This is a genomic window from Streptomyces sp. NPDC002889 (genome assembly GCF_042888425.1).
GTDB lineage: Bacteria > Actinomycetota > Actinomycetes > Streptomycetales > Streptomycetaceae > Streptomyces.
In genome coordinates this window covers 206,871-233,623 of record NZ_JBIAPT010000010.1, presented here as the reverse complement: position 1 = coordinate 233,623, position 26,753 = coordinate 206,871, and the positions used below count along the sequence as shown (strand labels likewise).

Genomic DNA, 26,753 nt, shown 5'->3' with positions numbered 1-26,753 from the left:
GGCTGCACCCTTGAGCCTGCCCGTCTAGGATGCGCCGACCAGCGGTACCCGCCACGTCAGGGTGGCACCTCCGGCGGGCGGGCCGGTCAGTTCCAGCGCGCCGCCCAGCTGTTCGGCTCGCTCGGCGAGGTTGCGCAGTCCGCTGCGGCGGCCTGCGGGCGGGATGCCTACGCCGTTGTCGCAGACGGTCAGCACGACCTCGTGTGCGGTGGCCCGGAGGACGATATCGGTGCGGGTGGCCTGCGCGTGCCGGGTGATGTTGGTCAGCGCTTCACCCAGGACAGCCACCAGGTGGTCGGCGATCTCCCTGGGGACCTGTGTGTCGAGCAGGCCTTCCATACGCAGGCTTGGTGCGAAACCCAGCAGCCCGCCCGCTTGTCCGACCGCTTGGACGGCGCGCGAGCGCAGGTTCTGGCCGACGCCGGTCTCGCGTGAGCGCAAGCTGAAGATTGTCGAGCGGATGATCTTGATGGTCTCGTCGAGGTCGCTGACGGCTCGTAACACCCGTTCCGAGGCCTGGCCGTGTTCGATGAAGCGGGCCGCGCTCTGCAGCGTCATTCCGGTCGCGAAGAGCCGCTGGATGGCGAGGTCGTGCAGGTCGCGGGCGATCCGGTCGCGGTCTTCGAGCAGGGCGATCTGCTCGGCGTCACGCTGCCGCTCGGCCAGCTCCATGGCCACCGCCGCCTGTCCGGCGAATCCCAGCAAAGGTTCGGTCTCCGGCGCGGCGAAGTCCGGTTGTCCTACGGCACGGGCCAGGAGCAGAACACCACGCACCCCGGCGGCAGTGCCAATGGGGACGGCCACCGCGGGCCCCATCCCGGTGAACTGCTGTGTCCCGGCGAAGGCCCGCGCGTCCTTGGAGATGTCCGGGCTGGTGACGGGAACTCCCTCACGGAATGCCGCGCCGGTCAGACTGTCCTCGACCGGCAGCACCAGGCCGCGGTGCTTGGCCGCGTCGGTCCCGATGGCCAGCTCTACCGCCAGACTGCCGCCCTCGCCGACGGGTAGCGCGACCGCAGCCAGCTCCGCGCCGGTGATGTCCCTGGCGCGCTCGGCAATCAGGCCGAGCACTTCGCTGCGGGGGCTGCCGGACAGCAGGCCGTGGGTAACCTCGGCGCTGGCCTGGAGCCAGCGCTCGCGCCGCCTGGACTCCTCGTACAGCCGCGCATTGTCGATCGCCACCCCTGCGGCAACTGCCAGGGTGGAGAGCACCGTCTCGTCCTCGGCGTCGAACTGCGCCCCGCCGCGCTTCTCGGTCAGGTAGAGGTTGCCGAACACCTGCTCGCGCACCCGGATCGGTGCGCCCAGGAAGGTGTTCATCGGCGGATGGTTGGCGGGGAAGCCATGAGAGGCGGAGTGTTCGGAGAGCTTGGGCAGCCGAAGTAGCTCCGGGTTGCGGATCAGTTCGCCGAGGATGCCCTTTCCCGACGGGTAGGGGCCGATCGCGGCGATCTCTTCCTGGCTCAGGCCGACGGTGAGGAACTGCACCAGCCGCTGCCCGTCCGGGCCGATCACGCCCAGAGCCGCGTACTCGGCATCGACCAAGGCTGCCGCTGCCTCGACGATCCGCTGCAGCGCCTGTTCCAGATCCAGCTCACGGCCGACCGACAACACGGCCTCCAGCAGGCTGTGCACCCGGTCCCGAGTTCCGCGCGCCGCATCCAGCCGGGCCTGGAGCTCCTCAAGCAGCTCGTCCAGCTTCAGCTGCGGCAACCGCACCTGACCACTTTCCTGGGCGCTCGACACCGCGTGCTCTCCTCCGAACCGAGCCGCCGGGGAACTCCTGGCAGGCCCCCGGATCCGCCTATGCCACGGTAGCGGGCCCAGCAGGGCGAGAACGAGCCGAGCCGACCGCTCCCGCCCCAGCGTCCCCAGCCCCCAGCCCCCAGCTCACGGCCGCCGGCATCGGCGGCCGTGAGCAACCCGGGCCGATACGCCGGCAGTACGCGGAAAATGAGGACCTGCGGCCCTGGCCGCCGAGCCACCCATACCTCAGACTCCCCCTGCACAGGTCAAAGCGGCTCCGCCCCAGGAGTCCCGGGGCAAGGATGAGGAGCAAACATGCCGGACGAGCGGCCCACCGAGACGACCCCCACTACCGTCTTCCTGCTCGACGACCACGAGGTGGTACGGCGCGGCGTGCACGACCTGCTCAACGATGAACCCGACCTCGATGTTATCGGTGAGGCCGGCACCGTCGAGCAAGCGCTCGCCCGTGTGCCGGCACTACGCCCGGACGTCGCAGTGCTGGACGTACGGCTGCCGGACGGGGACGGCGTCAGTGTCTGCCGCGAGCTCCGATCCCGCATGCCGGAACTGGCCTGCCTGATGCTCACCTCCTTCGACGACGAGGAAGCACTCCTGGACGCCATCATGGCCGGAGCCTCCGGGTACGTGCTCAAACAGATCACCGGATCGGACCTCGTCGCAGCGGTACGCACCGTTGCCTCCGGGCAGTCCATGCTCGACCCGAGCGCCACCACACGCCTGATGGCCCGGCTGCGCGGAGGCGAGGCACAGGCAACAGAACCAGGACCCCTGCCCGGACTGACCGACCGCGAGCGCGAGATCCTCGACCTCATTGGCGAAGGCCTGACCAACCGCCAGATCGGCCAACGCCTCTACCTCGCCGAGAAAACCGTCAAGAACCACATCTCCCGCCTCCTGGCCAAACTTGGAGTGGAACGCCGCGTTCAAGCCGCCGTCATCGCCACCCAAGCCCAAACCCACGGACACCCGGCGCCCCCCGCGCCCGGTCGCAGTCGCGGCGAACACGCGTAGCCGACGGCGAACGCTCCGCGAGTGGGAGGGGTGGAAGCCCTCACGTTCCCGGTGCTCGGGGTGCGACCGGTTGAGAGTGACTTTCATCGGCCACCGGCAGTGGGGCAGGCCAACCACCAGCGGTCGTAGAGCGCTCCGAAAGGAATCCCGCACCTGCGGCACACAGTCTGTGCACCAGCTGGCCGTTGGCCGCCGCGGGCCGGGGATCGGCGGCAGTAAGGCAGTTACCTTGGACGTCATCCCCTGCGCGCGGCAAGTTCCGCCGGGGGCCGAGGGCCCGTATGCATCGGCTGAACGGCACTGTGTGCGGGGTCCATTGGGGTCGGTCGCGCACCGGATGCCACTTGCAGCGGCGCCCAGAGGCATCATGGCGACGGGCGCCGCGGCACGTGCCTGTCGGCCGTGGCCCCGAGACCGTCGCACGGATCCTGAAGGGGCGTCGGAAGGAGATCCATGTCCCATCCCGCCCGAGCGCACGACTCGTGGTGGCGTCGCCTGGTGCCCGGCGCGCCCGGGATCGCAGTGCTGTCTCGTTACCAGCGCTCCTGGCTGCGTGATGACCTGCTGGCCGGAGTGACCGTCGCGGCGTATCTCGTGCCGCAGGTCATGGCATACGCGAGCGTGGCGGGACTGCCGCCGGTTGCCGGCCTGTGGGCGATCTTGCCCGCGCTTGTGCTGTATGCGCTGCTCGGCTCGTCGCGACTGCTGTCGGTCGGTCCCGAGTCGACGACCGCTCTGATGACCGCCACCGTGGTCGGACCGCTGGCCGCCGGCAACCCTGAGCGGTATGCCGCGCTGGCGGCCACGCTCGCGCTCGCGGTCGGGCTGCTGTGCCTGGTGGCGTGGGTGGCGAGGTTAGGCTTCGTCGCCGATCTTCTGTCGCGGCCGGTCCTGGTCGGCTATCTGGCAGGCGTGGCGCTGATCATGATCGTGGATCAGTTGCCCAAGCTCACTGGCATACGGACGACGGGCTCGGGTTTCGTCCCTCAGCTGCTGTCCTTCGTGCGGAACCTACCCGAGGCCCAGCCCGGAACCGTGATCGTCGCCGTCACAACCCTGGCTCTGCTCTTCGCCGCGCCGCGCTTCCTGCGTGCCGTTCCCGGCCCGTTGGCGGCCGTCGTGCTCGGCACCGCGGCGGCGGCATTCGGTCTGGAGGAGCACGGTGTCGCGGTGATCGGCGAGGTCCCGGCGGGGCTGCCTCACCCTCAACTGCCGGACCTCGGCGAACTGTCGGCGCTGCTCCTGCCGGCCCTGGGCCTCCTCCTCGTCGGCTACACCGATGTGATCCTGACCGCGCGCGCCTTTGCCGCCCGCGACGAGGGCAGGCCGCTCGACGCCGACCAGGAGCTGTTTGCCCTGGGCGCGGCGAACCTCGGTGCGAGTGTGCTGCACGGTTTCCCGGTGAGCAGCAGCGCCAGCCGTACGGCGCTGGCCGAATCGGCGGGCGGCCGCAGTCAGGTGTACTCACTCGCTGCAGGCGCGGCCGTCCTTGCCGTACTGCTGTTCCTCAGCCCGCTGCTGACCGGCATTCCGGTGGCCGTGCTGGGCGCCCTCGTCGTCTACGCCGCCGTCCGTATGATCGACCTGGCGGGCTTCCGGCGCCTTGCCGCCTTCCGGCGCCGGGAACTCCTGCTGGCGCTCGGCTGTCTGTGCGGGGTGCTGGCCCTGGACATTCTGTACGGGGTGCTGGTGGCTGTCGGCCTGTCGGTGGGGGAACTTTTGACCCGCGTGGCCCGCCCGCACGACGCCGTCCAAGGCCTGGTGCCCGGAGTGGCCGGCATGCACGACATCGACGACTATCCGCAGGCCCGCACCATTCCCGGTCTGCTCGTCTACCGCTACGACTCTCCGCTGTTCTTCGCCAACGCCGAGGACTTCCGGCGCCGCGCCCTGGTCGCCTTGGCGGAGCAAAAGGGTCCCGTGAACTGGTTCGTGCTCAACACCGAGGCCAACGTGGAAGTGGACATCACCGCGCTGGACGCCGTCGATGCACTGCGACGCGAACTGGCCGCGCGCGAAATCGTGTTCGCCCTGGCACGGGTCAAACAGGACCTGCGCGACGACCTCGACGCCTACGGGCTGACCGAGTCCGTCGGACCCGACCTGATCTTCCCGACCCTGCCCACTGCGGTGGCCGCCTACCGTGAGTGGCACCGCCACCGTCCCACGTAGACCCTCACGGCCGACACAGTCATGGGCGGTCGGTGCCGACGTGCGGTCGGCGAGGCGGGTGATCAGCCGCCTGATCTCGGGGAGGCCGAGCGGGATGAGCTGGGAGGATCCGTTTTCTGCTTTCCCGGCGTCCAGCTCGCGTGCGCGGAGGACGGTGGGACAGGCGTGGGCGGCCACGGCGAGGGTGATGTGGCGCTACCGGCCGGGTGAGCGGCGGACCGGTACTCGTTGAGGCCGCATTCGTTCTCGGCGGTCCGGAAGCATTCCTCGACGGCCCACCGGCTGCCCGCGATGCGGATCAACTCGTCCAGTGTGGTGTCGGTGGGGCAATGGCGATGCAGTAGGAGATCTGATCGGGCCGGCTGACGCTTCGCCGGGCCAGAACGTAGGAAGCGGTGCTTCACGGCGAGGAACGCGACGCTGTGCTCGGCTTCGCGTTCGACGAGGCTCACGACGTGGCCGCGCGCTCCACGCCGTGCACGGCTGGACGCTTCCCCTGGTCTTCGACTACGCGCCGACGCTCTACCTCGGCGACACACTGCTGCCGTGGCGGCAGAGGTACCCCGGGGTGACAGTGGTGGAGAAGGCCGTCGTCGGTCCGGCCGCCGCACAGCTGCTGCACGAGGCCGCAGCGGCCGACGCGGGCCTGGTGGTCGTCGGGCGACGCATCCGAAGCTCCCCCGTGGGTGCGCACGTCGGTTCCATCACCCATGCGGTGATGCACCACTGCGCCACGCCGGTGGCCGTCGTGTCCCACGTTTGATCGTTTCCTGCAGGAGGTTGTCGTGCCTTCAGCTCCACGCGACACGGCTTCCGTGAGAGCCGTGGTCGAGGACGCCACGGCCGCTCCGTCGATGCACAACGCACAGCCGTGGAAGTTCCGCTTCCTGCGCGACAGCGGGGCGCTGCACCTACGCGGCGATCCCACGTGCACCATGCCGAAGGCGGACCCGACGAACCGTGCGCTCCACCTCGGATGCGGCGCTGCCCTGTTCAACCTGCGGGTGGCGGCAGCGCATGCCGGCTGGGAGCCGGTCACCACGCTGCTCCCTGACCCCGCCGATCCCTGGTTGCTCGCCTCGGTGGACCTTTCAGGGCCGCTTTTTGCCGACGACGACCTGGCTCTCCTTCATCCCGCTGTCCGCCGTCGGCACACCAGCCGGTTCCCCTTCACCGACGAGGAGATTCCGGAAGCAGTCATGGGCGGGCTGAGTGGTGCAGCGTTGCTGGAAGGAGCCAGGCTGACCTTTCCCGACGCCTGGCACTTGAAGGCGGTGCTCGATCTTGTCCACGATGCCGAAGGCCGTGAGGCGCTGGACCCCGACGTCCGCGGGGAAACGGCCCGCTGGACACAGACGGGCAGCGATGAGGGTGCCTCGCTGCGGGAGGGAATCCCCGCCGAGGCGTTCGGTCCCCGGCAACGGGACGTCACGGCTCCGGTGCGGGACTTCGCCGGGCGGCGTACCTTGCCGGGCCGCGAGACGGCCACATTCGAGAAGTGGCCCCGTCTCGCCCTGCTGGGCACGACCACCGACCGCCCGGTGGACTGGCTGAGGGCGGGTGAGGCCATGGAACGCGTTCTTCTCCAGGCCACCCAGGACGGGCTGGTCGCCTCCCTCACGTCGCAGGCACTGGAGTGGCCCGAGCTGCGATGGGCCGTCCGTGACCCGAGCTCGGCGGTGGGCCACGTGCACATGGTGATCCGCCTGGGATACGGGCCCGTGGGCCCCAGCACGCCGCGTCGGCCGGTGGACGATGTCCTCGACGTCGTGTGACAGAAAGTCCTGCCCATCCGTCGCCGTGCCCGCCCGCCTACGTCGACGCCTCCGGTCACCCGTACGCGGGTGCCGGGCCGTCCGCTCGTCCCCTCGGGGTTCACCGCCTGCAGATCACGGTCCACCACCCGCATCAGCTGCCCGGCGAGGTCACTGATGGCGCGCCCCGCCGTGAGTTCGTCACCTATCTCGGAACATCCGCGTCCGTGGGACTGCAGCGGGCAGTAGGAGATCCACTCGGCGTTTCAATGACACAGCGCGCTCGGGACGACGACGCCATCGCTTGACAGCATGATCGTTGCCGATTCGGACGACTCCGGCGCGTGCGGCCTTGGTCATGTACGACCACCCGACACGCCCGTAGAACCGACCGTCTCCCTCTCAAGCCTGACTCGCGAAAGGGCCGCGGTGGACGTGGCCCCCTGGGCAGGCGGAGCACGAGGACCCGGCGCAGACGCCGGGCGGCTCGCGGGCAGGACATACCGCTCCGGTCGTTGCGGCAGTTCTCAGGTCATCTCGTCCGCCGGTGGCACAGTGATCACGGGGCAGACGGCCCGGTGCAGCAGTCCGTGCGGGACGGACCCCAGCCGCATGCCGGTGAAACCCTCCCTGCCCCTGCGGCCGACGACCACGGCGAGCGCATGCTCGGCGGCCTCGGCCAATGCCTCCACAGGATGCCCCGGCAACACCGCATGGCTCAGCGGTACGTCGCGATAGGAACCGAGCCTTCCAGCGGTGGCCTCGTGCAGCTGCCTGTGGCACAGCTCGAGGGCTGTACCCTCGTCGGCAAAACCCAGCAGCGGGGGCTGCCACACCCAGACCGCACGCACCGAGGCGCCGCGCACGGCAGAGGCCTCCAGCGCATGGTCCAATGCGGCATCGGCCCCTCGGCTGCCGTCGACACCCACCACCAGGCAGGGCGGTTGCTCAACAGTCCGCTCCGCCTCCGGCACCACGACCACCGGGCAGCGGGCGAGCGCGCTGACCGGCTGCGTCGCGGAGTAGGCGCTGAGAGCCCCCGCCAGTCTGCCCAGTCGGCGCGAGCCGAGGACCACCAGGCGGGCGTGCGCAGACTGTCGGACCAGAACCTGGGCCGGAGTGCCGTCCGCGATGAGGGTCGTCACCTCAATACCCGGCTGCCGTTCGTGCGCGCGCACTGTCGTCTTGTCGAGCGCCTCGTCCCCGAGCAGCCGCAAGGCCTTGTGATGTGCGGACTCCTCCACCCCACGGACATGATGGGCCACCGGCAGCACGGCATGCACCAGCCGCAGAGGTACCCCGCGACGGGCGGCTTCGTCAGCGGCCCAGGCCACGGCCGCCTCGGCAGGTTCGATCGCGTCGACCCCGAACACGATCGGGAGATGGTCGCTGGCAGATGTCATGACTCCTCCACCGGTCCACGAGCGCTCTGGCGGCAGCCATCGCCTGCCGCCGCAACCCGTGACTTCACGGTACGCACACCGACTGGGGAGCAGCAGGACCGGCTGGGATCCATGCCCAGCTGGTGGAGCAGCTCGTCCCTGCGTGCGGGAAGCAGCTGCTCCACCAGCTCGAAAGCACCGGCGATGACCCATGCGGCGGTCACGTCGGTGTACGCGTATTCGTCCAGCCCCGGGTCGGCCGCATCGGGGTACTTGTCCGTGGTACCCGTCCGGGTCCATGACGCCCTGGATGAAGTAGCGGCCCAGCGTCGTGTCGTACGTTGCGGCTCCGGCCCAGAAGTGAGCGGTCTGGAGCCATAGTTCGGCGCCCGGGCCGTGGACGAATCCGGTGTCGTCGTTGGCCTGCCAGTACCGCCATACCTTGTGGGCGATCGCGGACCGACATGGCGCTGCCAGCGCGAGTGATCGGGCAGCCGGCGTCGGGATTGTCCTCACGGTTCCTCAGGTGGCTGGATGGGCAGCGTGACGGCGGTGTGCTGGGGGCCGCCGAGCACCACCTTGAGCGCGCCGGTTGCGGCGGCGCGCGAGAACACCTCGTACGCCTCCTCCATCTGCCCGAGCTCGAAGCGGTGCGTGACCAGAGAAGATGACGGAAGCTTGCCTGCTGCCATCATGCGCAGAAGCAGGGGCGTGGAGTAGGTGTCGACCAGCCCGGTCGTGATCGTCACGTCCTTGATCCACAGGTCTTCGAGGTGCAGGGCCGCGGGCTTGCCATGGACACCGATATTGGCGACGCGACCGCCCGGGCGCACCATGCGCGTGCACATCTCGAACGATTCCGGCACACCGACCGCCTCGACGACCACATCGGCACCGAGCCCCTCGGTGAGGTCCTCCACCAGAGGCTCCGGGCCCTCAGCCGCGTTGACCGTGGCGTCCGCGCCGAGGGAACGGGCCGCGGCCAGCCGCGAGTCTGCGAGGTCGACCGCAATGATCCGCCCAGGGGTGTAGAGACGAGCGGTCGCGATGGTGGCGAGCCCGATCGGGCCGGCGCCCACCACGACGACCGTGTCGCCGGGCTGCACCTGGCCGTTCAGCACGCCCACCTCATAGGCCGTGGGAAAGATGTCGGCCAGCAGCACCGCGTCGTAGCTGTCGACGGCGCTGGGCAGCGGGTGCACGGAGAGATCGGCGAAGGGCACCCGGACGTACTCGGCCTGAGTGCCGTCGATCAGGTGCCCGAGAACCCATCCGCCTCCCCCGCGGCACTGCCCGTACCGGTTCTCGCGGCAGAAGCGGCATCGTCCGCACGCGGCGATGCACGACACCAGCACACGATCGCCCGGACGCACGGTACGTACGTCGCCGCCCACCTCCATGACCTCGCCCACGGCCTCGTGTCCGAGGACCCGTCCCGGTGTCACTTCGGGGACGTCCCCCTTGATGATGTGCAGGTCGGTGCCACAGATCGTGACCGCATCCACCCGGATGATCGCGTCCCCGGCGTCCGTGACACCGGGGTCCGGTACGTCCTGCCATGCTGTTTGTCCCGGCTCCTGGAAGACGAGTGCCTTCATGAGGCTGTCCTCCTCCCTGTTCACTCCTGCCTCACCCCAGGTTGTCCCCCTGGGGGCCTGGCCGCTTGGGCCGGACGGCCCTCTTCCGGTGCCTGTCGGCCCCTCCGGAGGAACGTCTCGGAATGTGACGATGAAAACGCAACTCCATCGGAGGAAGCCTCGTCATGCCTCGTCGAGAGCGACCACGCCCGTGTGCTGTCCTCTGCGGACCCTTCCAGGGTCTCGCCGACGTGCGCCGCCGCAACTGGCCCTGTCTCCCACCGCGCTATCCGAGTGGACGTCACCGACGGCGTGGTTACGCTCACCGGCACCGTCAGCGGCACTGACCTCATCCGCGTCGCCGACCGCCTCACGTACGCGGTGGAAAAGGTGACGGGGTGGGGTGCGAGCTCACCGGACCACCCCCGCGCGACACCGGCGGCCGTGCCTGAGTCGTCAGGGCGCGAGATCCCGTCGGCGAGCAATGCGAACGCCACCGCCAGCCCGGCCAGCCGCCAACAGGTGCAGCGCGGCCCAGGCACGCAGGGATGCTCCTTCCATCCGGGCGACAGGCCGACGGGTTCACCGCTGAGGTCCGCGAGACGAGGTGGCAAGGGCTCGTACTTCGCCCGCAGGCACAACAGCCGGTCGTTGGCAGCCGCACGCGACAACCGAACGTCGGCCTGCGGCTCACCCCGGTCGAGGGCCCGGCACGCAAGGTGTGATCGACCGTTCCGCGGCAGCCGATCTGCTGCTCGTCGGGGCGCGGCGGCGCGAAGGCCAGTTCGGCATGCAGCTGGGCCGGGTCGGACACGCCGTGCTGCACCACGCCGCATGCCCCGTGGCCGTAGTTCCGCACAGTGCGTAACGGCCGCTGCCAGGGCTGATCCGCCGCCCCGCGGGCTGCCGCACATCCGAAGGGATGCAGCCATGACGCTCGATCGCCTCACACCGTGAACGAGGTGATGACCTCCACCGTTGTCGCCGTAGGTCTGGACGCCCAGTTCAAAGAGATCGTGACCGCCATGAGGCAGTGGCAGGTCAGCGCCGTGGTGGGTGTGGGGAAGCAGGCAGGCCCGCAGACCATGGGCGAGCCGGTGCGTGGTCGCGATGGCGCGAGGTGCCGGTGTCGGCCCCCTTCGACCGCCGTGCGGCAGGGGCTCTGACCGGGGGAACGGACCATTCGTTACACGCTGATCGTTCCGACCTCATCCATGAAGGCGGTCCACCGTCCCATCGGTTGCTGTGTGCTCGAATACGGCCACCCCTACGTTTTCACTGCCGATGACCGCGCCACGCCTACCTCACTCGCCGGACTGATGGCCCAAGCACTCCACCGTGCCCGACTCCTCGGTACACCAGTGCCCATAACCCCAGGGTCAACGTACTCGTCCGCGCGGTTTCAGGGGCACCGGCGGGAGTTCGGGAGCCGGCAGGGGAGCACCGTCGTACCCCTTCACCTCGCCGAACCGGGCCCCCTCCATCCATGCCTTCCGAGCCTCATCAATTTCCTCATGCGACCGCCCGATGAAGTTCCACCACATGACGATTTCCTCCTCGAACGGCTCACCGCCCAACAGCATCAGTCCGGCGTCGGACTCGGCGCGCAGAGGCAGTTCGGTGCGACCGCAGCCCAGATAGAGCATCGATCCGGGCAGCACCGGCACGTCGTCGACACGGACCTCGCCGGACATCGCGAGCACGGCGTACTCGAAGTCGGGATCGAGCGGCAGCATCGCTTCGGTGCCGCTGGCCAGGGCGAGATCCGCGCCGACGATGGGGCTGTACGTCGTGCCGGGCGAGGCCGCGCCGTCGAGTGCGCCGAGGATGACGGTGGCGGTCAGGCCGGGCGCGGTGACCTGGGGCAGGTCGGCGTGGTGCTGGAAGTGCGGCTCGACGTCACGGCGGGCGTCGGGGAGCGCCACCCACAGCTGCGCGCCGTGCAGAAAGCGCGCGTGGGACGTGGGGCTCTGCTCGGAGTGGCTGATCGCCCGACCGGAGGTCATCAGCCCCAGTTCGCGGGGGCGGACGGTGGCCGTCACACCAGTGCTGTCGCGGTGCAACACTTCACCTTCATGGAGCCAGCTGACGGTCTGCAGTCCCATGTGCGGATGCGGCGGCACCTGCATGCCGGCCTCGTCCGCGATGTCGTCGGGCCCGTAGTGGTCGACGAATGCCCAGGCGCCGACCATGCGACGGCCGAGGTTGGGCAGCAGCCGGCGGACCTCGGTGGACTCTCCGAGCTGGACGCGGCGGGGACTGAGGAGTTCACGGACGGGTTCGGCGACGACGAATCCCCGACCGCCACAGACGGACAGGGCGGCCTGACGATCGAGATTGCTCATGCCGCTCAACCTAATCCCGTACGGGGGCGTGAGGTCGGCCCCCACGCCGAAACTATATTTGAACATTCAATGATCCCCCGGTTGAGACGCCCGTGAGGCGCAGGGCAACGGAGGGCGGGGAAGGCGAGCAAGTGAACCAGAGCTACTACGAGTTCGGGACCGCCGCCGAGACCGACGGGACCGGGCGCGGATGTTCTTCGACGCCAAGGAGTATGCGACGGCAGCTCGCATCCTCGGCGGACTGGTCGACGAGGCCCCGGAACAGGTCACTCCCCGACTGCTGCTCACTCCGCGCAGCTGCGCGGGGCGGAGGCGGAGTTGCGGGCCGCACTGGAGCGCGACCCGATGGAGCACTGTGCGCGGCTCATGCCGGGAAGCACGCTGGAGCGTCAGGGTCGGCCGCGGGGCGCGGCAGCGCATCTGCCGATGGCCGCGGCGATGTCCGGCGACCCGCTGCCCGAAGGGGGCACGCGAGCGGCCGTGCGGCCAGCAACAGCGCTCCTCCTGGACAGTGGGACCGCGCGCGACCCCCGGGTCAAGGAACAAGGGCCGCCCCCCGGGTGGTGTGCCGGGGGGCGGCCACAGGAGGTCACGCGTCTCAGCTGAAGGGGTCCAGCGTGACGTACGCCTCCAGCGGATTGCCGTCGTGCACCAGCGACTCGTGGCCGCCGACGTCGTCGAAGGCGAAGGCGTACGCCTTGCCGTCGGCCATCTGCGCATGGATCTTGCGGGCGTAGTGGTTGGTCACCACGTCCTGGTAGAAGTTCAGGTTGCTCGTGTCGGGCTGGTTGGGGTTGACCAGCAGGGTGGAGCGGTTGAACCCGGCGCACAGCGTCCGCGAGATCGGGCCGCGCACCTGGTCGTTGGGAGCGTCGAGCCGCTTGTAGCAGCCGAAGACGCTGTCCGAGTCGGGCTTCTGGAACGAAGTGACGACGGCGCCCGCGCCGTTGGTGAAATTCATGACGCCGCCCGACACACGGCCGTAGTACTTGATGTTCGGCTGGTCGGCGAACGGGGTCACCGTCAGCGTCGAGCCTGCGTACTTGCTCCACACCCGGTTGATGTAGTCGTCCATGACGCCCGCCGGCAGGGCGCCGGCCTCGATGCCGTGGCCGGGCGCGAGAGCCCGCAGCACGGTGCCGTCGGAGCGGGTCTGAATCAGGTCGGCCCAGCCGCCCGGCTGTCCCCGCAGGGCGTTGTAGAAGCCGTTGTAGCCGCCCGGCTTCAGATGACCGGTGTTCCTGACGGTCCCGTTGCCCGCCTTGACGCCGACCGCGTACGGCGCGGAGAACATGTCGACCTGGGTGCTGTTGATCCACAGACCGGAGTCGTTGAGCGTGTACTCCGACCAGTTGAAGAGGATGTTCCTGTTCGGGTCGCTCGGATTCTGCACGGCAGGCTGCACCAGACCGCCGGTGGTCAGCTTGAACGCCAGCTTCTGGCCGTAGGAAAAGTAGATCCGGCCGGAGAACTTCGGCATCCGGATCGTCCTGGACTGGCCGGCCGGCGGTCCGGCGATCGACGCGTCGGGCGCGGGGGTGGGCGGATTGCCGCCGACCGGCCAGGGATGGAAGGTGCCGTTGGCATCGGCCCAGCCCTGCTGGCCGGTACTGAGCAAAGTGCCGAGGTTGTACAGGTAGATGGGCTCACTGCGGCCCGAGTTGTTGGTGAATTTCAGTGGAATGGTCGCGGGCACCGCGGCCTCGGCCCGCGCCGTGGGCCCTGCCGTCGTGAACCCCGCCGCGCACAGCAGCACGGCGATCAGTAACGCCGGCAACTTTCGCATGGCAAGCACGCTCCACCTCCTCGTCAGTCGACTGAGAGCGCTCTCAGAATCAGGCCCGGGGAAGTGGTCGTCAAGGTTTTGAACACAACTGTGCGCGGTGCCGGACGCTGTCCCGGGCCGGCCCCTGCCCGGCGGTCAGTCGATGCGGTACGACTCCAGCAGCCTCAGCCAGACCTCGCTGGTCGTCGGAAAGGCGGGAACCGCGTGCCACAACCGCTCGATCGGCACCTCACCCACGACCGCGACGGTGGCCGAATGCAGCAGCTCGCCGACACCGGGCCCGACGAACGTGACGCCGAGCAGGATCTCGCGGTCCAGGTCGACCACCATCCTGGCGCGGCCGCGGTAGCCGTCGGCGTACAGACCGGCGCCCGACACCGCGCCCAGGTCGTAGTCGACGGCGCGGACCCGGTGGCCCGCCTTCTCGGCCTCGGCCAGCGAAAGCCCGACCGCCGCGGCCTCCGGGTCGCTGAAAACCACCTGCGGTACGGCCGCGTGGTCGGCGGTCGCGCTGTGCGCACCCCAGCGGTCGGTCTCCAGCAGCGGCACATGCTGCGCCCTGGCCGCGATGACGGCTCCCGCGATCCGGGCCTGGTACTTGCCCTGATGGGTCAACAGGGCACGGCGGTTCACATCGCCGGCGGCGTACAGCCAATCACTGCCTTCCACCCGGCAGGTGTCGTCGACCGACAGCCAGGAGCCGGGTTCCAGGCCGACCGACTCCAGGCCGATGCCGTCCGTGCGCGGCGCGCGCCCGGTGGCGAAGAGCACCTCGTCGGCCTCGACGCGGTCGCCGCCCTCCAGGACCAGCGTGACCGGACCGGTCCCGCCCGGGCGTTCGACGGCTGCCACGGAGGCGCTCAGCCGGACATCGGCGCCGGCCTCGGTGAGCGCCTCGACGATGTACTCGCCGACGAACGGCTCCATGCGCGGCAGCAGCCCGCCGCCACGCACCAGCAGCGTGACCTGCGAACCCAGCCCCTGCCACGCGGTGGCCATCTCGGTCCCGACCACGCCGCCGCCGACGATCGCGAGCCGCCCGGGCGCCCGCCGGGCGCTGGTGGCCTCACGGCTCGTCCATGCCTTCGCGCCCAGCAGGCCGGGGATGTCGGGCAGGACGGCGCGGCTGCCGGTGCACACCACGACGGCGTGCCGGGCGGTCAGGCAGTGGCGCTCCCTCTCCGGGCCTTCCACGACCACCGACTTCGGACCGTGCAGTTTTCCTTGGCCGCGGTAGATGCGGACCCCGATCGAGTCCAGCCAGGCGACCTGGCCGTCGTCCTTCCAGTGCGAGACCATCGCATCGCGCCTGGCCAGCACGGACTCGGTGTCCAGCGACCCCTGCACCGAAGCGCTCAGACCGGGCAGACGGCGTGCGTCGGCGCGGGCCAGCACGGGGCGCAGCAGCGTCTTGCTCGGGATACAGGCCCAGTACGAGCATTCGCCGCCGATCAGTTCGCTTTCCACGAGCGCGGTGCTCAGGCCCGCCGCCCTGGTGCGATCCACCACATTCTCCCCGACAGGGCCCCCGCCCAGCACCACGACGTCGTACTCCACAGCTTGGGTCATAGGGACCAGTCTGATCCCGGGTGTGCCCCTTGGCCACATGGGCAGGGGCAGGAATAGCGGAGCCCCGGGCACCGTTGTCCGGGGCGAGTCCGCCGGACGTCAACAGCGTCAGGAAGAGGTAGCGCGTCATGAGCACTGTTGAGCTCACCAAGGAGAACTTCGATCAGGTCGTGTCCGACAACGAGTTCATCCTGATCGATTTCTGGGCTTCGTGGTGTGGTCCTTGCCGGCAGTTCGCCCCGGTCTTCGAGAGTGCTTCCGAGCGCCACCCGGACCTGGTCTTCGCCAAGGTCGACACCGAGGCCCAGCAGGAGCTCGCCGCCGCGTTCGAGATCCGCTCGATTCCCACGCTGATGATCGTCCGTGACAGTGTCGCTGTCTTCTCGCAGCCCGGTGCACTGCCCGAGACGATGCTGGAGGACGTGATCGGTCAGGCGCGTGCGCTGGACATGGACGAGGTCCGCAAGTCGATCGAGGACGCCAGGAGCGGCGCCGCTGAGGGCTGACGACGGCGCGCCCGCGGGGGCGTCCGTACGCGGCAGGGGCCGCAACCGCATCGATGCGGTCGCGGCCCCTCGGTGTGCCGGGCGGGTGTCCCGTGGTCCGGTGACATCGTCAGCGCTCGAGGACGAGCGCGATGCCCTGGCCCACGCCGATGCACAGGGCCGCGACGCCGGTGCCGGAGCCCGCGGCGGCCAGCTGGTGGGCGACCGAGCCGGCCAGCCGGGCCCCCGACGCGCCGAGCGGATGACCGATGGCGATGGCGCCACCGCGGGCGTTGACCAGCGCGGGGTCCAGTTCGGGCCATTCGGCCAGACAACCGAGGGACTGGGCGGCGAAGGCCTCGTTGAGCTCGAAGGTGGTCAGATCGGCGAAGGTCCGGCCGGCCTTGGCGAGCGCCCGCCCGACCGCCTCGACCGGGCCGAGGCCGAACAGCTGCGGCTCGATCCCGGTGACTGCCGAGGCGCGGATCCGGGCGAGAGGCTCCCGCCCGGTCGCCCGCAGTCCTTCCTCGTCGACCAGCAGCAGCGCCGCGGCGCCGTCGTTGAGCGGGGACGAGCTGCCTGCCGTCACCGTGCCGTCCGTGCGGAACGAGGGCTTGAGCTTGGCGAGTGCCTCCATGGACGTGGAGTCGCGGATGCACTCGTCGCGGGGCAGGTCAACGCCCTCGTACGCGACCACCTCGCCGTCGTACAGTCCCTTCGCCCATGCTTCGGCGGCCTTGCGGTGGCTCGCCAGCGCGAAGGCGTCCTGCTGCTCGCGGGTGATGCCGTGCTTGTCGGCCACGAGCTCGGCACCCTCACCGAGCGCCACGGTCCACTCGGCGGGCATCCTCGGGTTGACCATGCGCCAGCCGAGCGTGGTCGAGTGGAGCTGCTGATGGCCTGCGGGGTAGGCCCGTTCGGGCTTCTGCAGCACCCAGGGGGCGCGGGACATCGACTCGACGCCGCCCGCGACGGCGACCGACGCATCGCCCAACGCGATCGCACGCGCGGCCTGGATGACGGCTTCCATTCCCGAGCCGCACAGGCGGTTGACGGTGACACCGGGGACCGAGACCGGCAGACCCGCCAGTAGAACCGCCATCCGGGCGACGTCGCGATTGTCCTCGCCCGCGCCGTTGGCGTCGCCGAAGACGACATCGTCGATACGGGAAGGGTCGAGCTCCGGCGAGCGGTCCACGAGCGCCTTGACCACGTGCGCGGCCAGGTCGTCGGGGCGTACGGAGGCGAGGGCGCCCCCGAACCTGCCGATCGGCGTGCGGACGGCGTCGACGATGTAGACGTCGCGGATGCTCATCGGTCTCTCCCGGGGCTGGGGCGTTCGGGGTGGGCGTTGTTCGCCTGCGTCTGTTCGCCTGGTGAACTTTGGTTCACAATTGATCCGCGCCCGAGTCTCTGCCCGGCGCTGCCCGCTGTCAACGGCCGAAGGAGCACGTCGTATGCCCATCGACTCGTCCGCCATGGTCGGACCGCTGGCGCGTGGGCTCGCCGTCCTGCGCGCGCTGTCCGCGCCGGGCGCGGACGACCGCATGCGCCACAGCGACCTCGCACGTGCCACCGGGCTGGCCCGCTCGACCGTCGACCGGGCCCTGTCCACGCTCGCCCGGCTCCGTCTCGTGCGCGGTGACGGGCGTGAGGTGGCGCTCGCGCCCCGGCTGCTGGAGCTGAGCGGGGCGTATCTGCGCGCGAGCGGGATCCCGGCGGCGCTGGGGACCGAGGTGGACAAGCTCGCGGACGAGTTCGACGCGTCGGTCTCGGTGGCGGTCCCGGACGGGGACCTGGTGCGGATCGTGCTGCGGGCGTCGCGCAGGCGCACCATGAACCTCAACTTCCGGGTGGGAGATGCGCTGCCGGCCGAGCGCTGTGCGCCGGGCGCGCTGTTCCGGGACGACGCGCTGGAATGGGCGGGCGACGACCAGCTGATCGAGCCCGGACTGGTGGCGGTCTCGGTGCCGCTGCGCGACCCCCTCGGCCGCGTCGTGTGCGCGGTCAGCGTCGCGAGCCATGCGAACCGGCACACCGTGGAGTCTCTGTCCCGGGCCGTACTCCCGCGCCTGCGGGAACTGCGCGGCCCTCTGGAGTCCGCGCTCGCCGCGCCGCGACCGGCGCCGGACACCGCGGCGTCCGCCCCCGAGGCGTCCCTCGAGGTCAAGCGCGAGATCGGTCCCGGCTATCTGCAGTCCCTGGCCCGGGGGCTCGACGTGCTCCGGGCGCTGGGCGGGGACACGGGCGAGGGTATGCCGCTGACAGCGGTGGCGGCGGCGGCCGGGCAGCCGAGGGCAACCGCCGGACGGGCGCTGCTGACTCTGGAGGGGCTCGGTCTGGTGCGCCTGGCGGACGGGCGGTTCGCGCTGCGGCCACGGGTGCTCGAACTGGGCTGTGCGCGGCTTGGCGCGCTGGGTATGACCGACGTCGCGCAGCCGCATCTGGCGGACCTGGTGCGCCAGGTACAGGAGTCGGCGTCGCTCGCGGTACTCGACGGCAACGAGATCCGCTACGCGGCGCGGGTGGGGACGGTACGCATCATGAGTATCGACATCACGGTCGGCACCCGTTTCCCGGCGTACGCGACCGCGATGGGGCGCGTGCTGCTGGCCGGGCTCCCGCCCGGCGGGCGACCGCCCCTGCCGCCCGAGCTCCCGGCCCTGACCGGCCACACCGTGACCTCACCGGCCCGGCTGGGCGCCCTGCTCGACGAGGTCGCGGCATCCGGCCACGCTCTGGTCGACCAGGAACTCGAGGAGGGCCTGCGATCACTGGCCGTTCCGGTGCGGGACGGCGCGGGCCGGGTGGTGGCCGCGCTGAACGTCGCCCAGCATGCCGGCCGGGACACGGCGGAAGGGATGAGCGCGGCGCTGCTGCCCGCGCTGCGGGAGACGGCGAGGCGTATCGAGACGGAGCTGAGGGCGCTGGGAAGCGTGGGCGCGGGCGCTGCGCCGCCCCTCGGGCCGGGCTCCGAGGCCTGAACGGCATCGTGGGCCGGACGGGAGAAGAGGCCGGCGCGTGCCTGGCAGCCCTGCTCCTCGCGGGTCCTCGCGAGCGGGATTCCGGTGCGCGCGGATGGCCAGGCAGGAGCCGATGCGGGGCCGGCATCCGTGCTCGAAGGGATACGGGGCGTTCGCGGCACGCAGCGTGCGGGGGCGGTTTCCGTCCGACGGCTGTGGGCAGTGCCTGCCGGGGCACGCGAGGTTCGGCAAGATCCGAAAGAGGTGTTCCGCGCCCGGGGACCGCCGTCGGCCCGGCCCCGCCGCCCTGCACCGGCCGTCGCCGCCGCCCGACGCGTACGCCGGCCGCTGAGGCGGGCGGGACGTGCCTCCCGCAGTCTCAGGTCTCTTTCGACTCGATGACACGGACCGAGAGGCCGTAGTCCAGTTCCGCGCCGTCCACCAGCAGTGCCTCGACCGTAAGGGTGGCCGGGTCGATGTCGGCCTCCACGCCGTCGCCGACATAGCGCGGGTAGCCGGAGCGGCCGAGCTGCCCGGTCGCCTCCACGACAGCCGATCGGATGGCGTGTTCGGCCAGGTGGGCGGCGTCATCGCCTTCGATGTGCTCGGGCACCACCAGGATCTCGAAGCGCTGCGGATGAGTGCTCATGCCAGCGACGCTAGACACCCGTCGCCCGGGGCGCATGTCGTCACCGGCGCGTGGGGGCAGGGCTGCGGGTCAGCTGGACTCTCGGTGCACCGGGCGCGCCGTCATCAGGTCATGGTGTTCGGGCTCGCTGCCCGGATCACGCACGACGCGGTCCACGAGCTCCGCCAGTCTGCGGCCCGCGACCAGGTCGATCGCTACGGTGCTCAGGCGCGGGCGCAGCAGCCTGCCGAGGAGCAGATCGTCCGCGCCGACCACGGCACTCTCGCGCGGCACGTCGATGCCCTCGTCCTGCAGGGCACGCATCAGCAGCATCGCGTACTCGTCGTTGTAGGCGAACACGGCATCGAGCCGAAGTGAGCGCCAGCGGGCGGCGAGTGCCTGGGCCGATTCCACCTCGTACGCCATGGGCAGGGGCTCGATGCGCGCGCCCTTGCAGGCCGCGGCGTTCCGGGCGCCCTCGAAACGGGGTTCGCAGAACATCCGCAGCCCGTGCTCCTCGGGCATGACGACGCCGATCGACCGCCTGCCCCGCCCGATCAGATGCGTGACGGCGCAGCCGCCCACCTCGCGCTGGTCCATCACGAGCGAGTGCGCGCCCTCGACGCGCCGCGGTCCGAGCGTTATCACCGCCCGCGCGCCGGAGCGTTTGAGCACGTCCACGCCGTGAGGGGTGAGTGTCACCTCACCGAGCGAGACGACGGCGACGGGGCGCAGTTCGGCCCAGGCGCGGGCGGCCTCGTCGCCGTCGAGCCCGATGCCTCCGTACTGGACGACGGTGTAGTCGAGGCGGCGCAGGGCGGACTGGAATTCACCCAGGAAGCGGCTGTAGAGCGGCCCGACCGGTATGTGCGTTCCGGGCAGCAGCACCATACGGGTGTGTCCCGCGCGCAGGCTGCGGGCGGCGGCATGGGGTACGTATCCCAGTTCCTCGGCGGCTTCCCGCACGCGGCGGCGGGTGGGCTCGCTGATCCGTACGGCGGCGGTGTTGTTGAGCACGTAGGAGACGGTGGCCCGTGAGACTCCGGCCAGCCGGGCGACGTCGGCACTGGTGGGGACGGAGCGTTCCAACGGCTGTTCGGGTGTCTGGCTCATCGCCCTCGGCATACTTCCAGACCCGTGTGGGGGCGGGATCCGAGGTGTGGCCGGAAACGTCCGTGGCTATCGCCGGGTCCAACTGCGCCCCGGCCCGGCTGCCTTGAGGTCGGCGACGAGCGGTATGGCTGGATCCGAATGGCCTCGAGGTCCTACGGTGAACCGGTGACGATCTTCTCCCGTTCCACCCGCCCGAACGGCCCCGGCCACCCGAACAGCCCTGACGACCCCGCCGGCCTGCCCGGCCGCGGCGGCCCCGGGGCGACGACCGAGGCCGACCCCTCGCAGGTAGGTCCGGTCCGCACCTCCTACGCCCCGGACCGCGACGGCGATCCCGACCCCGGCGAGGTCGTGTGGACGTGGGTGCCGTACGAGGAGAACGACGGCCGGGGCAAGGACCGGCCGGTGCTGGTGGTGGCCAGGGAGCCGGCCGGCACCCTGCTCGCCGTGCAGCTGTCCAGCAAGCCGCACGACGACGACCGCGAGTGGGTGGCGATCGGCGAAGGGCCCTGGGACAGCGCACGGCGGCCGTCGTGGGTGGACATCGACCGGGTGCTGCGGGTGCACGAGGACGGGATGCGCCGTGAGGCGTGCGCCCTGGACCGGCCGCGGTTCGACACGGTCGTGCGGCGGCTGCGCGAGCGCTACGGCTGGAGCTGAGCGGCGAATGTGCGCCTGAAGGCGCCGAGCGTCGCCCGTCCGGCCGTACGGTCCAGCACCGCGAAGACGATCTCGTCGAAGTGCCCGGCGAATCGGCCCCCCGGACCGAGCAGGGCGTGGAAGGCCCCGGCGACCGCCGCCGGGTCGTTGCGGAAGACTCCGCAGCCCCATGCGCCGAGCACCAGTCTGCGGTAGCCGCACTCGGCGGCCGTCTCCAGGACCCGCTCCGCCCGGGCGGCGAGAGCGGCAGGGATGCGGTGCGCCTCGCCGGGCGTACGGCTGGTGATCACGCCCGCGTTGGGGGCGGGCGAGGTCAGGAAGCCGACCGTGCAGGGCCGCTCCAGCAGGCGTCCGCGCTCGTCGCGGAAGACCGGCACGCCGGGTGAGTGGATGACGCGGTCGGTGTAGAACGGGCTGCGCTCGGCCCGGTGGTGGGCGTAGAACTCGGGAGCCCGCAGCAGCGTCGCGTACAGGGCCGACGCACGGCACAGCGCCTCTTCCTGGGCCTGCGCGCCATTGAGATAGCCGCCTCCGGGATTGCGCGCGGAGGCGAAGTTGAGGACGGCGACGGCGCCCGGTCCGGCCCCGGTCATCCGGCGGGCCGCTTCCGTGCTGCTCTCGCCCGTGACCTCGAAGGTCGTGGTGCGGTCGGTGTCCGGTGTCACCGGTACGGCTCCCGGCCCGTACATCCGTGTGCCCGCCAGCGCGGCGGCGAACTCCTTCGACATCACCACCTCGCTCCCGTCCGGCAGGCGGTAGCCGCCCGCCTCGACGATCTCCTCGGTCTGCCGTGCGATCCCCCGCAGTCGTGCACTCATGGCGGACATCGTCCGTGACCAGCGGCGGGTACGGCAAACATATTTCGGCTCCTCAGGGGCACCCTTGTGCGAACCTGTGGCCGTGGCCTTAGGTTGGCAGAGTGCCTTCGAAGGAGGAGTCGATCATGCCGCCACCCGATGCCGACGACCGCGGCCGTCGGATATCCGAGGACGAGGCCGAGGACCTGCTCCGATGTATCTGCTTCAAGAACGGCCCGCCCCGCACCGTGGGGGCGGAGCTCGAATGGCTGGTCCAGGAGCGCGGACGGCCGGAGCGCCGGGTCGCCGCAGACCGCCTCGCCGCTGCTTACGCCCAGGTACGTGCACTACCGCTCGATTCCGCTCTCACCTTCGAACCCGGCGGCCAGCTGGAGCTCAGCTCGCGACCTGCCGCCACCCTGATGGAGTGCATCGACTCGCTCGCCGCCGATCTGGAGTCCGTCCGCACGGCACTCGCCCCGGCAGGCCTCACTCTCATCGGACTCGGACTCGATCCCTGCAATCCGCCGCGCCGACTGCTGCACGAGCCCCGTTACGACGCCATGGAGGCGTATCTGGACCGGTCGGGTCCGGCGGGGCGGGCCATGATGTGCAGCTCGGCCGCCATCCAGGTCTGTGTGGACGCGGGTGAGGCGGAGCCCGGCCCGCTCGGCCACGGCAGACGCTGGCAGCTGGCCCATCTGCTGGGCGCGGTGCTGCTGGCCGCGTTCGCCAATTCCCCGGCCCGCGCAGGGCGCTACACCGGCTGGCGGTCGACGCGGCAGGCGGTATGGGCGGCCCTCGACCCCGTACGGCCGGTCGCGCCGCCTCTGCACGCGGAGCCGCGCTCGGCCTGGGCCGCGCACGCGCTGGACGCACCGGTGATGTGTGTGCGCCACGACGAGGGCCCCTGGGACATGCCCCGTGGGCTCAGTTTCCGGCAGTGGATACGCTCGGGCGCACCCCGCCCACCCACCAGAGACGATCTCGAATACCACCTGACCACGCTCTTTCCTCCGGTGCGCCCGCGCGGCCACCTGGAGTTGCGGATGATCGACGCCCAGCCGGGCGAGCACGGCTGGATGGTGCCGATCGCCGTCACCGCGGCCCTGTTCGACGATCCCGAGGCGGCCGAGACGGTGTACCGCGCCGTCAAACCCCTTGCCGAGACGGCCAATTCGCTGCCCGCACCGCTCAACCCCCTGTGGGTACAGGCCGCGCGCCACGGTCTGGCCGACCCCGAGCTGCACGCCACCGCCATTGTCTGCTTCACCGCCGCGCTGGAGGCGCTGGAGCGCCTCGGCGTATCCGCGGCCGTGTCCGGTGCGGTCGCCGCATTCCATGAGCGCCATGTCCTGCCGGGGCGCTGCCCCGCCGACGATCTGCGCCTTCCCTCCCTGGTTAAGGAACTTGGCCCATGACCGACGATCTGCGCGGGCGCGCCCTGGAGGCGCTCACCACCGCCCGTACCCGTACCGCGACCCTCACCTCGTGCGTGGACGACGACGAACTGACCACCCAGCACTCGCCGTTGATGTCCCCCCTGGTGTGGGACCTGGCGCACATCGGCAACCAGGAGGAGCAGTGGCTGCTCCGTACCGTCGGCGGGCGGGACGCGCTGCGGCCCGAGATCGACTCGATCTACGACGCCTTCGAGCATCCGCGTGCGCTGCGGCCCACGCTGCCGCTGCTCGCCCCGGCCGAGGCACGTATCTACGCCTCCGACGTCCGCGGGCGTGTGCTGGACATTCTGGAGCGCATGCCGCTGGAGGGCAGCCCGCTGGTGGACGCCGGGTTCGCGTTCGGGATGATCGCCCAGCACGAACAGCAGCACGACGAGACCATGCTGATCACCCATCAGCTCAGGAAGGGGCCGGCCGCACTGACCGCGCCCGAACCCCCCGCCGACGGCGACGGGTCCCTGCCGCGCGAAGTCCTCGTCCCCGGTGGCCCGTTCACCATGGGCACCTCCACGGAACCCTGGGCACTGGACAACGAGCGGCCGGCGCACGAGCGCCTGGTGCCCGCGTACTACATCGACACGGTGCCGGTGACCTGTGGCGCGTACCAGGCGTTCATAGAGGACGGCGGATACACCGAGCGCCGCTGGTGGGCGGACGAGGGCTGGGACCAGATCCGGCAGCACGGCATCGGCGCGCCGCTGTTCTGGCGGAGTGAGGGCGGGGTGTGGCTGCGCCGCCGCTTCGGGAGGGTGGAGGAGGTGCCGCCCGACGAGCCGGTGCTGCACGTGAGCTGGTACGAGGCCGACGCGTACGCCCGCTGGGCCGGGCGACGGCTGCCCACCGAGGCCGAGTGGGAGAAGGCCGCCCGGCACGACCCCGCCTCCGGCCGGGTACGACGCTACCCGTGGGGCGACGAGGATCCGACGCCCACGCACGCCAACCTGGGCCAGCGTCATCTGCGGCCCGCCGCGGCCGGCAGCTATCCGGGCGGCGCCTCCCCGCTGGGTGTGCGACAGCTGATCGGAGATGTGTGGGAGTGGACCTCGAGCGACTTCCTGGCCTATCCAGGCTTCGCCGCGTTCCCCTACCGCGAGTACTCCGAGGTCTTCTTCGGCAGTGAGCACAAGGTGCTGCGCGGCGGCTCGTTCGCCGTGGACCCGGTGGCCTGCCGGGGCACCTTCCGCAACTGGGACCTGCCCGTGCGGCGGCAGATCTTCTCGGGCTTCCGTACGGCGCGGAGTGCGGATGTGCATGCGGGGGCTCAGGCCTGATGTGCCGTCATATTGCTTTTCTCGGACCGCCGCAGCCGCTCGGCGCACTCCTCGTCGACCCCCCGCACGCCCTGCTGCGCCAGTCCTGGGCGCCGCGCCGCCAGCGGTACGGCACGGTCAACGCGGACGGCTTCGGAGTCGGCTGGTACGCCGAGGGTGACCCAGTGGCCGCCCGTTACCGGCGTGCCGTGCCGATCTGGGCCGATCTCTCGTTCGCCGATCTCGCCCGGGTCGTGAGCAGCACAGCGGTACTGGCCGCGGTGCGCGACGCGACCGAGGCGGGCGCGGACGGCGAGGCGGCAGCCGCCCCGTACGCCGCCGGACGGTGGCTGTTCAGCCACAACGGCGCGGTGGCGGGCTGGCCCGCCTCGCTGGCGCCGCTCGCCGCGACGCTGCCCGCGGCGGACCTCCTCTCGCTGGAGGCCCGCTGCGACGCGGCGCTGCTGTGGGCGCTGGTGCTGCACCGGCTGCGCGCGGGCGACGGCCTCGGCCAGGCACTCGCCGACACCGTCCGCGAGACGGCGGAGGCCGCGCCGGGATCCCGGCTCAATCTGCTGCTCACCGACGGCCGGGAGATCGCCGCAACCGCGTGGGGCGACACCTTGTGGTACCTGACCGAGCCCGGCCGACGCACGGTCGTGGCCTCCGAGCCGTACGACGACGATCCACTGTGGCAGGAGGCGCCCGATCGCACCTTGCTCATCGCGACCCGCACCGACGTCCTGCTGACCGAGCTCAAGGAGCCCAATCGATGAGCCCGTTCCTGCTCACCCGCACCCTGCCCGAGGACGCGACGGACGCCGCACTGCGGTCCGACGTGCTGCACGGCCTGACCCGTACCCCCAAGGAGCTGCCGCCCAAGTGGTTCTACGACGCACGTGGCAGTGAGCTGTTCGAGGAGATCACCCGACTGCCCGAGTACTACCCCAGCCGGGCGGAACGGGAGATCCTGGCCGCCCGTGCCACCGAGATCGCCGCGGCGAGCGGCGCACGCACCCTGGTGGAGCTGGGATCCGGGTCGTCGGAGAAGACCCGTTATCTGCTGGACGCACTGCCCGGCCTGGACAGCTATGTGCCCGTCGATGTCAGCGAGAGCGCGCTCACCGGCGCGGCGCAGGCGCTGCTCGCCGAGCGGCCCGCGCTGAACGTGCATGCGCTGATCGCCGACTTCACCCGGGGGCTTGCGCTGCCCGGGACCCCGGGGCCGCGTCTGGTCGCCTTCCTCGGCGGCACGATCGGCAACCTGCTGCCCGCCGAGCGGGCGGTGTTCCTGCGCTCGGTGCGCTCGCTGCTGGCACCCGGGGACAGTCTGCTGCTGGGCACGGACCTGGTGAAGGACGAGGGCGTGCTCGTACAGGCCTACGACGACGCGGCCGGGGTGACGGCGGAGTTCAACAAGAACGTGCTGGCGGTCATCGCCCGGGAGCTGGGCGCCGACGTCGACCCGGCCGACTTCGACCATGTCGCCCGGTGGGACAGCGAGAACGAGTGGATCGAGATGCGGCTGCGGGCGCGCTCGGCACTGACGGTGAAGATCCCCGAGCTGGATCTGGTGGTGCCGTTCGAGGCAGGCGAGGAGCTGCGCACGGAGGTGTCCGCGAAGTTCCGTCAGGAGGGCGTGCGCAAGGAACTCGCCGATGCGGGTATGGAGTTGACGCATTGGTGGACGGACGAGGAGGGCAGGTTCGCGCTCAGTCTCGCGACGTCGGGCGACACGGTGTCGCGCCGGCCGATGCCGCGTTGAGCGAGAGTGGGCCGGACGGCGTCGCGCTGAGGGACGTTCCGCTGTGCGACGTCCCGCCCAGTGACGACCCGCTGGGCGGCCGCGGCCAGTGAGCGGCGGTCGGCACAGGCTCCCGGGAGGATCGGCGGCAGCAGCCGTATCTCCGCGGTGAGCCCGCCGGCCGCCACCACCCGCCACAGCGACGCGGTCAGCGGGTCCTCGCCGACGAACGCGGCCGCGCCGGTGGGCGAGTAGCTGATGTGTACGGGCTGGACGGCGACGCC

The 26,753-nt window shown here is 70.9% G+C and carries 21 protein-coding genes and 4 pseudogenes; 13 read left to right on the top strand and 12 right to left on the bottom strand.

The window, feature by feature from the left end; all coding sequences use genetic code 11:
- Positions 1-24: 24 nt before the first annotated feature.
- Positions 25-1,746 carry a GAF domain-containing protein gene (locus ACFYWI_RS17510; protein WP_389232414.1) on the bottom strand — a complete coding sequence of 574 codons (1,722 nt, stop codon included), beginning with the start codon at positions 1,744-1,746 and terminating at the stop codon, positions 25-27.
- 315 nt (positions 1,747-2,061) lie between these two features.
- On the opposite strand from ACFYWI_RS17510, the gene ACFYWI_RS17505 reads away from it, so the two are divergent.
- Complete coding sequence (locus ACFYWI_RS17505; protein ID WP_389232411.1) at positions 2,062-2,781, top strand: response regulator; 720 nt, start codon at positions 2,062-2,064, stop codon at positions 2,779-2,781.
- A 453-nt stretch (positions 2,782-3,234) separates the two neighbouring features.
- Positions 3,235-4,953, top strand: coding sequence for a SulP family inorganic anion transporter (locus ACFYWI_RS17500; RefSeq protein WP_389232408.1), 1,719 nt, complete (start codon positions 3,235-3,237; stop codon positions 4,951-4,953).
- Between the two features lie 62 nt (positions 4,954-5,015).
- Here ACFYWI_RS17500 and ACFYWI_RS17495 read toward each other — a convergent pair.
- A pseudogene (locus ACFYWI_RS17495) lies at positions 5,016-5,341 on the bottom strand (IS701 family transposase); the annotation flags it as partial.
- A gap of 87 nt (positions 5,342-5,428) precedes the next feature.
- Here ACFYWI_RS17495 and ACFYWI_RS17490 point away from each other — a divergent pair.
- The gene (locus ACFYWI_RS17490) at positions 5,429-5,716 is read left to right on the top strand and encodes a universal stress protein (protein ID WP_389232405.1); all 288 of its coding nucleotides are present in this window, start codon (positions 5,429-5,431) and stop codon (positions 5,714-5,716) included.
- A 22-nt stretch (positions 5,717-5,738) separates the two neighbouring features.
- Entirely contained in the window at positions 5,739-6,728 is a 990-nt protein-coding gene (locus tag ACFYWI_RS17485; protein ID WP_389232402.1) for an Acg family FMN-binding oxidoreductase, read from the top strand.
- A gap of 506 nt (positions 6,729-7,234) precedes the next feature.
- Here the strand turns inward: ACFYWI_RS17485 and ACFYWI_RS17480 are convergent.
- The 3 genes and pseudogenes from ACFYWI_RS17480 to ACFYWI_RS17470 form a co-directional block, all read right to left on the bottom strand.
- Entirely contained in the window at positions 7,235-8,110 is an 876-nt protein-coding gene (locus ACFYWI_RS17480; protein ID WP_389232640.1) for a universal stress protein, read from the bottom strand.
- Positions 8,111-8,371: 261 nt separating this feature from the next.
- A pseudogene (locus ACFYWI_RS17475) lies at positions 8,372-8,605 on the bottom strand (hypothetical protein); the annotation flags it as partial.
- Positions 8,602-9,687: a zinc-dependent alcohol dehydrogenase family protein gene (locus tag ACFYWI_RS17470; RefSeq protein ID WP_389232399.1), complete on the bottom strand. Its 1,086-nt coding sequence runs from the start codon at positions 9,685-9,687 to the stop codon at positions 8,602-8,604. The gene ACFYWI_RS17470 and the pseudogene ACFYWI_RS17475, both read right to left, overlap by 4 nt.
- Positions 9,688-10,358: 671 nt before the next feature.
- Between ACFYWI_RS17470 and ACFYWI_RS17465 the strand changes: the two are divergent.
- Positions 10,359-10,534 (top strand): annotated as a pseudogene (locus ACFYWI_RS17465) (universal stress protein); the annotation flags it as partial.
- A gap of 511 nt (positions 10,535-11,045) precedes the next feature.
- Here the strand turns inward: ACFYWI_RS17465 and ACFYWI_RS17460 are convergent.
- Positions 11,046-12,011, bottom strand: coding sequence for a pirin family protein (locus ACFYWI_RS17460; protein WP_389232396.1), 966 nt, complete (start codon positions 12,009-12,011; stop codon positions 11,046-11,048).
- A gap of 131 nt (positions 12,012-12,142) precedes the next feature.
- Here ACFYWI_RS17460 and ACFYWI_RS17455 point away from each other — a divergent pair.
- Positions 12,143-12,461 (top strand): annotated as a pseudogene (locus tag ACFYWI_RS17455) (tetratricopeptide repeat protein); the annotation flags it as partial.
- A 148-nt stretch (positions 12,462-12,609) separates the two neighbouring features.
- On the opposite strand, the gene ACFYWI_RS17450 reads toward ACFYWI_RS17455, so the two are convergent.
- The gene (locus ACFYWI_RS17450; RefSeq protein WP_389232393.1) at positions 12,610-13,797 is read right to left on the bottom strand and encodes a glycoside hydrolase family 64 protein; all 1,188 of its coding nucleotides are present in this window, start codon (positions 13,795-13,797) and stop codon (positions 12,610-12,612) included.
- A gap of 135 nt (positions 13,798-13,932) precedes the next feature.
- Positions 13,933-15,366: a dihydrolipoyl dehydrogenase family protein gene (locus tag ACFYWI_RS17445; RefSeq protein WP_389232390.1), complete on the bottom strand. Its 1,434-nt coding sequence runs from the start codon at positions 15,364-15,366 to the stop codon at positions 13,933-13,935.
- A gap of 128 nt (positions 15,367-15,494) precedes the next feature.
- Between ACFYWI_RS17445 and trxA the strand changes: the two genes are divergently transcribed.
- A complete protein-coding gene (trxA, locus tag ACFYWI_RS17440) occupies positions 15,495-15,872 on the top strand; it encodes a thioredoxin (protein WP_389232387.1) in 378 nt (125 codons plus the stop codon).
- A gap of 109 nt (positions 15,873-15,981) precedes the next feature.
- Here trxA and ACFYWI_RS17435 read toward each other — a convergent pair whose 3' ends face one another.
- Positions 15,982-17,166, bottom strand: coding sequence for a thiolase family protein (locus tag ACFYWI_RS17435; RefSeq protein ID WP_389232384.1), 1,185 nt, complete (start codon positions 17,164-17,166; stop codon positions 15,982-15,984).
- A gap of 142 nt (positions 17,167-17,308) precedes the next feature.
- Between ACFYWI_RS17435 and ACFYWI_RS17430 the strand changes: the two genes are divergently transcribed.
- Complete coding sequence (locus ACFYWI_RS17430; protein ID WP_389232380.1) at positions 17,309-18,835, top strand: IclR family transcriptional regulator C-terminal domain-containing protein; 1,527 nt, start codon at positions 17,309-17,311, stop codon at positions 18,833-18,835.
- 358 nt (positions 18,836-19,193) lie between these two features.
- On the opposite strand, the gene ACFYWI_RS17425 is transcribed toward ACFYWI_RS17430, so the two are convergent.
- Positions 19,194-19,463, bottom strand: coding sequence for a hypothetical protein (locus tag ACFYWI_RS17425; protein WP_389232377.1), 270 nt, complete (start codon positions 19,461-19,463; stop codon positions 19,194-19,196).
- Positions 19,464-19,532: 69 nt separating this feature from the next.
- The gene (locus tag ACFYWI_RS17420) at positions 19,533-20,555 is read right to left on the bottom strand and encodes a LacI family DNA-binding transcriptional regulator (protein WP_389232374.1); all 1,023 of its coding nucleotides are present in this window, start codon (positions 20,553-20,555) and stop codon (positions 19,533-19,535) included.
- Positions 20,556-20,720: 165 nt separating this feature from the next.
- Between ACFYWI_RS17420 and ACFYWI_RS17415 the strand changes: the two genes are divergently transcribed.
- On the top strand, positions 20,721-21,215 hold the full coding sequence (locus ACFYWI_RS17415) for a type II toxin-antitoxin system PemK/MazF family toxin (RefSeq protein WP_389232371.1): 495 nt from the start codon (positions 20,721-20,723) through the stop codon (positions 21,213-21,215).
- Here ACFYWI_RS17415 and ACFYWI_RS17410 read toward each other — a convergent pair.
- Positions 21,200-22,033, bottom strand: a complete 834-nt coding sequence (locus tag ACFYWI_RS17410) for a TIGR02452 family protein (protein ID WP_389232368.1) — start codon at positions 22,031-22,033, stop codon at positions 21,200-21,202. The two genes, ACFYWI_RS17415 and ACFYWI_RS17410, sit on opposite strands and share 16 nt — an antisense overlap.
- A 125-nt stretch (positions 22,034-22,158) precedes the next feature.
- Here ACFYWI_RS17410 and egtA point away from each other — a divergent pair, with 125 nt between their 5' ends.
- Genes egtA through egtD form a run of 4 tightly spaced genes read left to right on the top strand, consistent with a single transcriptional unit; the run spans position 22,159 to position 26,490 of the window.
- Positions 22,159-23,433, top strand: a complete 1,275-nt coding sequence (egtA, locus tag ACFYWI_RS17405; RefSeq protein ID WP_389232365.1) for an ergothioneine biosynthesis glutamate--cysteine ligase EgtA — start codon at positions 22,159-22,161, stop codon at positions 23,431-23,433.
- Complete coding sequence (egtB, locus tag ACFYWI_RS17400) at positions 23,430-24,746, top strand: ergothioneine biosynthesis protein EgtB (protein WP_389232362.1); 1,317 nt, start codon at positions 23,430-23,432, stop codon at positions 24,744-24,746. The genes egtA and egtB overlap by 4 nt, the downstream gene beginning before the upstream one ends.
- A complete protein-coding gene (gene egtC / locus ACFYWI_RS17395) occupies positions 24,746-25,501 on the top strand; it encodes an ergothioneine biosynthesis protein EgtC (RefSeq protein WP_389232359.1) in 756 nt (251 codons plus the stop codon). Before egtB ends, egtC begins: the two co-directional genes overlap by 1 nt.
- Positions 25,498-26,490: an L-histidine N(alpha)-methyltransferase gene (egtD, locus tag ACFYWI_RS17390; protein WP_389232356.1), complete on the top strand. Its 993-nt coding sequence runs from the start codon at positions 25,498-25,500 to the stop codon at positions 26,488-26,490. Before egtC ends, egtD begins: the two co-directional genes overlap by 4 nt.
- Positions 26,491-26,753: the final 263 nt, after the last annotated feature.

Bases quoted from the DNA above. Each gene is read 5' to 3' on its own strand.
- egtB (WP_389232362.1), top strand. From the start codon at position 23,430: ATGACCGACGATCTGCGCGGGCGCGCCCTGGAGGCGCTCACCACCGCC.
- ACFYWI_RS17435 (WP_389232384.1), bottom strand. From the start codon at position 17,166: ATGAGCATCCGCGACGTCTACATCGTCGACGCCGTCCGCACGCCGATC.
- ACFYWI_RS17445 (WP_389232390.1), bottom strand. From the start codon at position 15,366: ATGACCCAAGCTGTGGAGTACGACGTCGTGGTGCTGGGCGGGGGCCCT.
- egtC (WP_389232359.1), top strand. From the start codon at position 24,746: ATGTGCCGTCATATTGCTTTTCTCGGACCGCCGCAGCCGCTCGGCGCA.
- ACFYWI_RS17460 (WP_389232396.1), bottom strand. From the start codon at position 12,011: ATGAGCAATCTCGATCGTCAGGCCGCCCTGTCCGTCTGTGGCGGTCGG.
- ACFYWI_RS17425 (WP_389232377.1), bottom strand. From the start codon at position 19,463: ATGAGCACTCATCCGCAGCGCTTCGAGATCCTGGTGGTGCCCGAGCAC.
- ACFYWI_RS17410 (WP_389232368.1), bottom strand. From the start codon at position 22,033: ATGAGTGCACGACTGCGGGGGATCGCACGGCAGACCGAGGAGATCGTC.
- trxA (WP_389232387.1), top strand. From the start codon at position 15,495: ATGAGCACTGTTGAGCTCACCAAGGAGAACTTCGATCAGGTCGTGTCC.
- ACFYWI_RS17505 (WP_389232411.1), top strand. From the start codon at position 2,062: ATGCCGGACGAGCGGCCCACCGAGACGACCCCCACTACCGTCTTCCTG.
- ACFYWI_RS17450 (WP_389232393.1), bottom strand. From the start codon at position 13,797: ATGCGAAAGTTGCCGGCGTTACTGATCGCCGTGCTGCTGTGCGCGGCG.
- ACFYWI_RS17470 (WP_389232399.1), bottom strand. From the start codon at position 9,687: ATGAAGGCACTCGTCTTCCAGGAGCCGGGACAAACAGCATGGCAGGAC.
- egtA (WP_389232365.1), top strand. From the start codon at position 22,159: ATGCCGCCACCCGATGCCGACGACCGCGGCCGTCGGATATCCGAGGAC.
- ACFYWI_RS17480 (WP_389232640.1), bottom strand. From the start codon at position 8,110: ATGACATCTGCCAGCGACCATCTCCCGATCGTGTTCGGGGTCGACGCG.
- ACFYWI_RS17430 (WP_389232380.1), top strand. From the start codon at position 17,309: ATGCCCATCGACTCGTCCGCCATGGTCGGACCGCTGGCGCGTGGGCTC.
- ACFYWI_RS17500 (WP_389232408.1), top strand. From the start codon at position 3,235: ATGTCCCATCCCGCCCGAGCGCACGACTCGTGGTGGCGTCGCCTGGTG.
- egtD (WP_389232356.1), top strand. From the start codon at position 25,498: ATGAGCCCGTTCCTGCTCACCCGCACCCTGCCCGAGGACGCGACGGAC.
- ACFYWI_RS17420 (WP_389232374.1), bottom strand. From the start codon at position 20,555: ATGAGCCAGACACCCGAACAGCCGTTGGAACGCTCCGTCCCCACCAGT.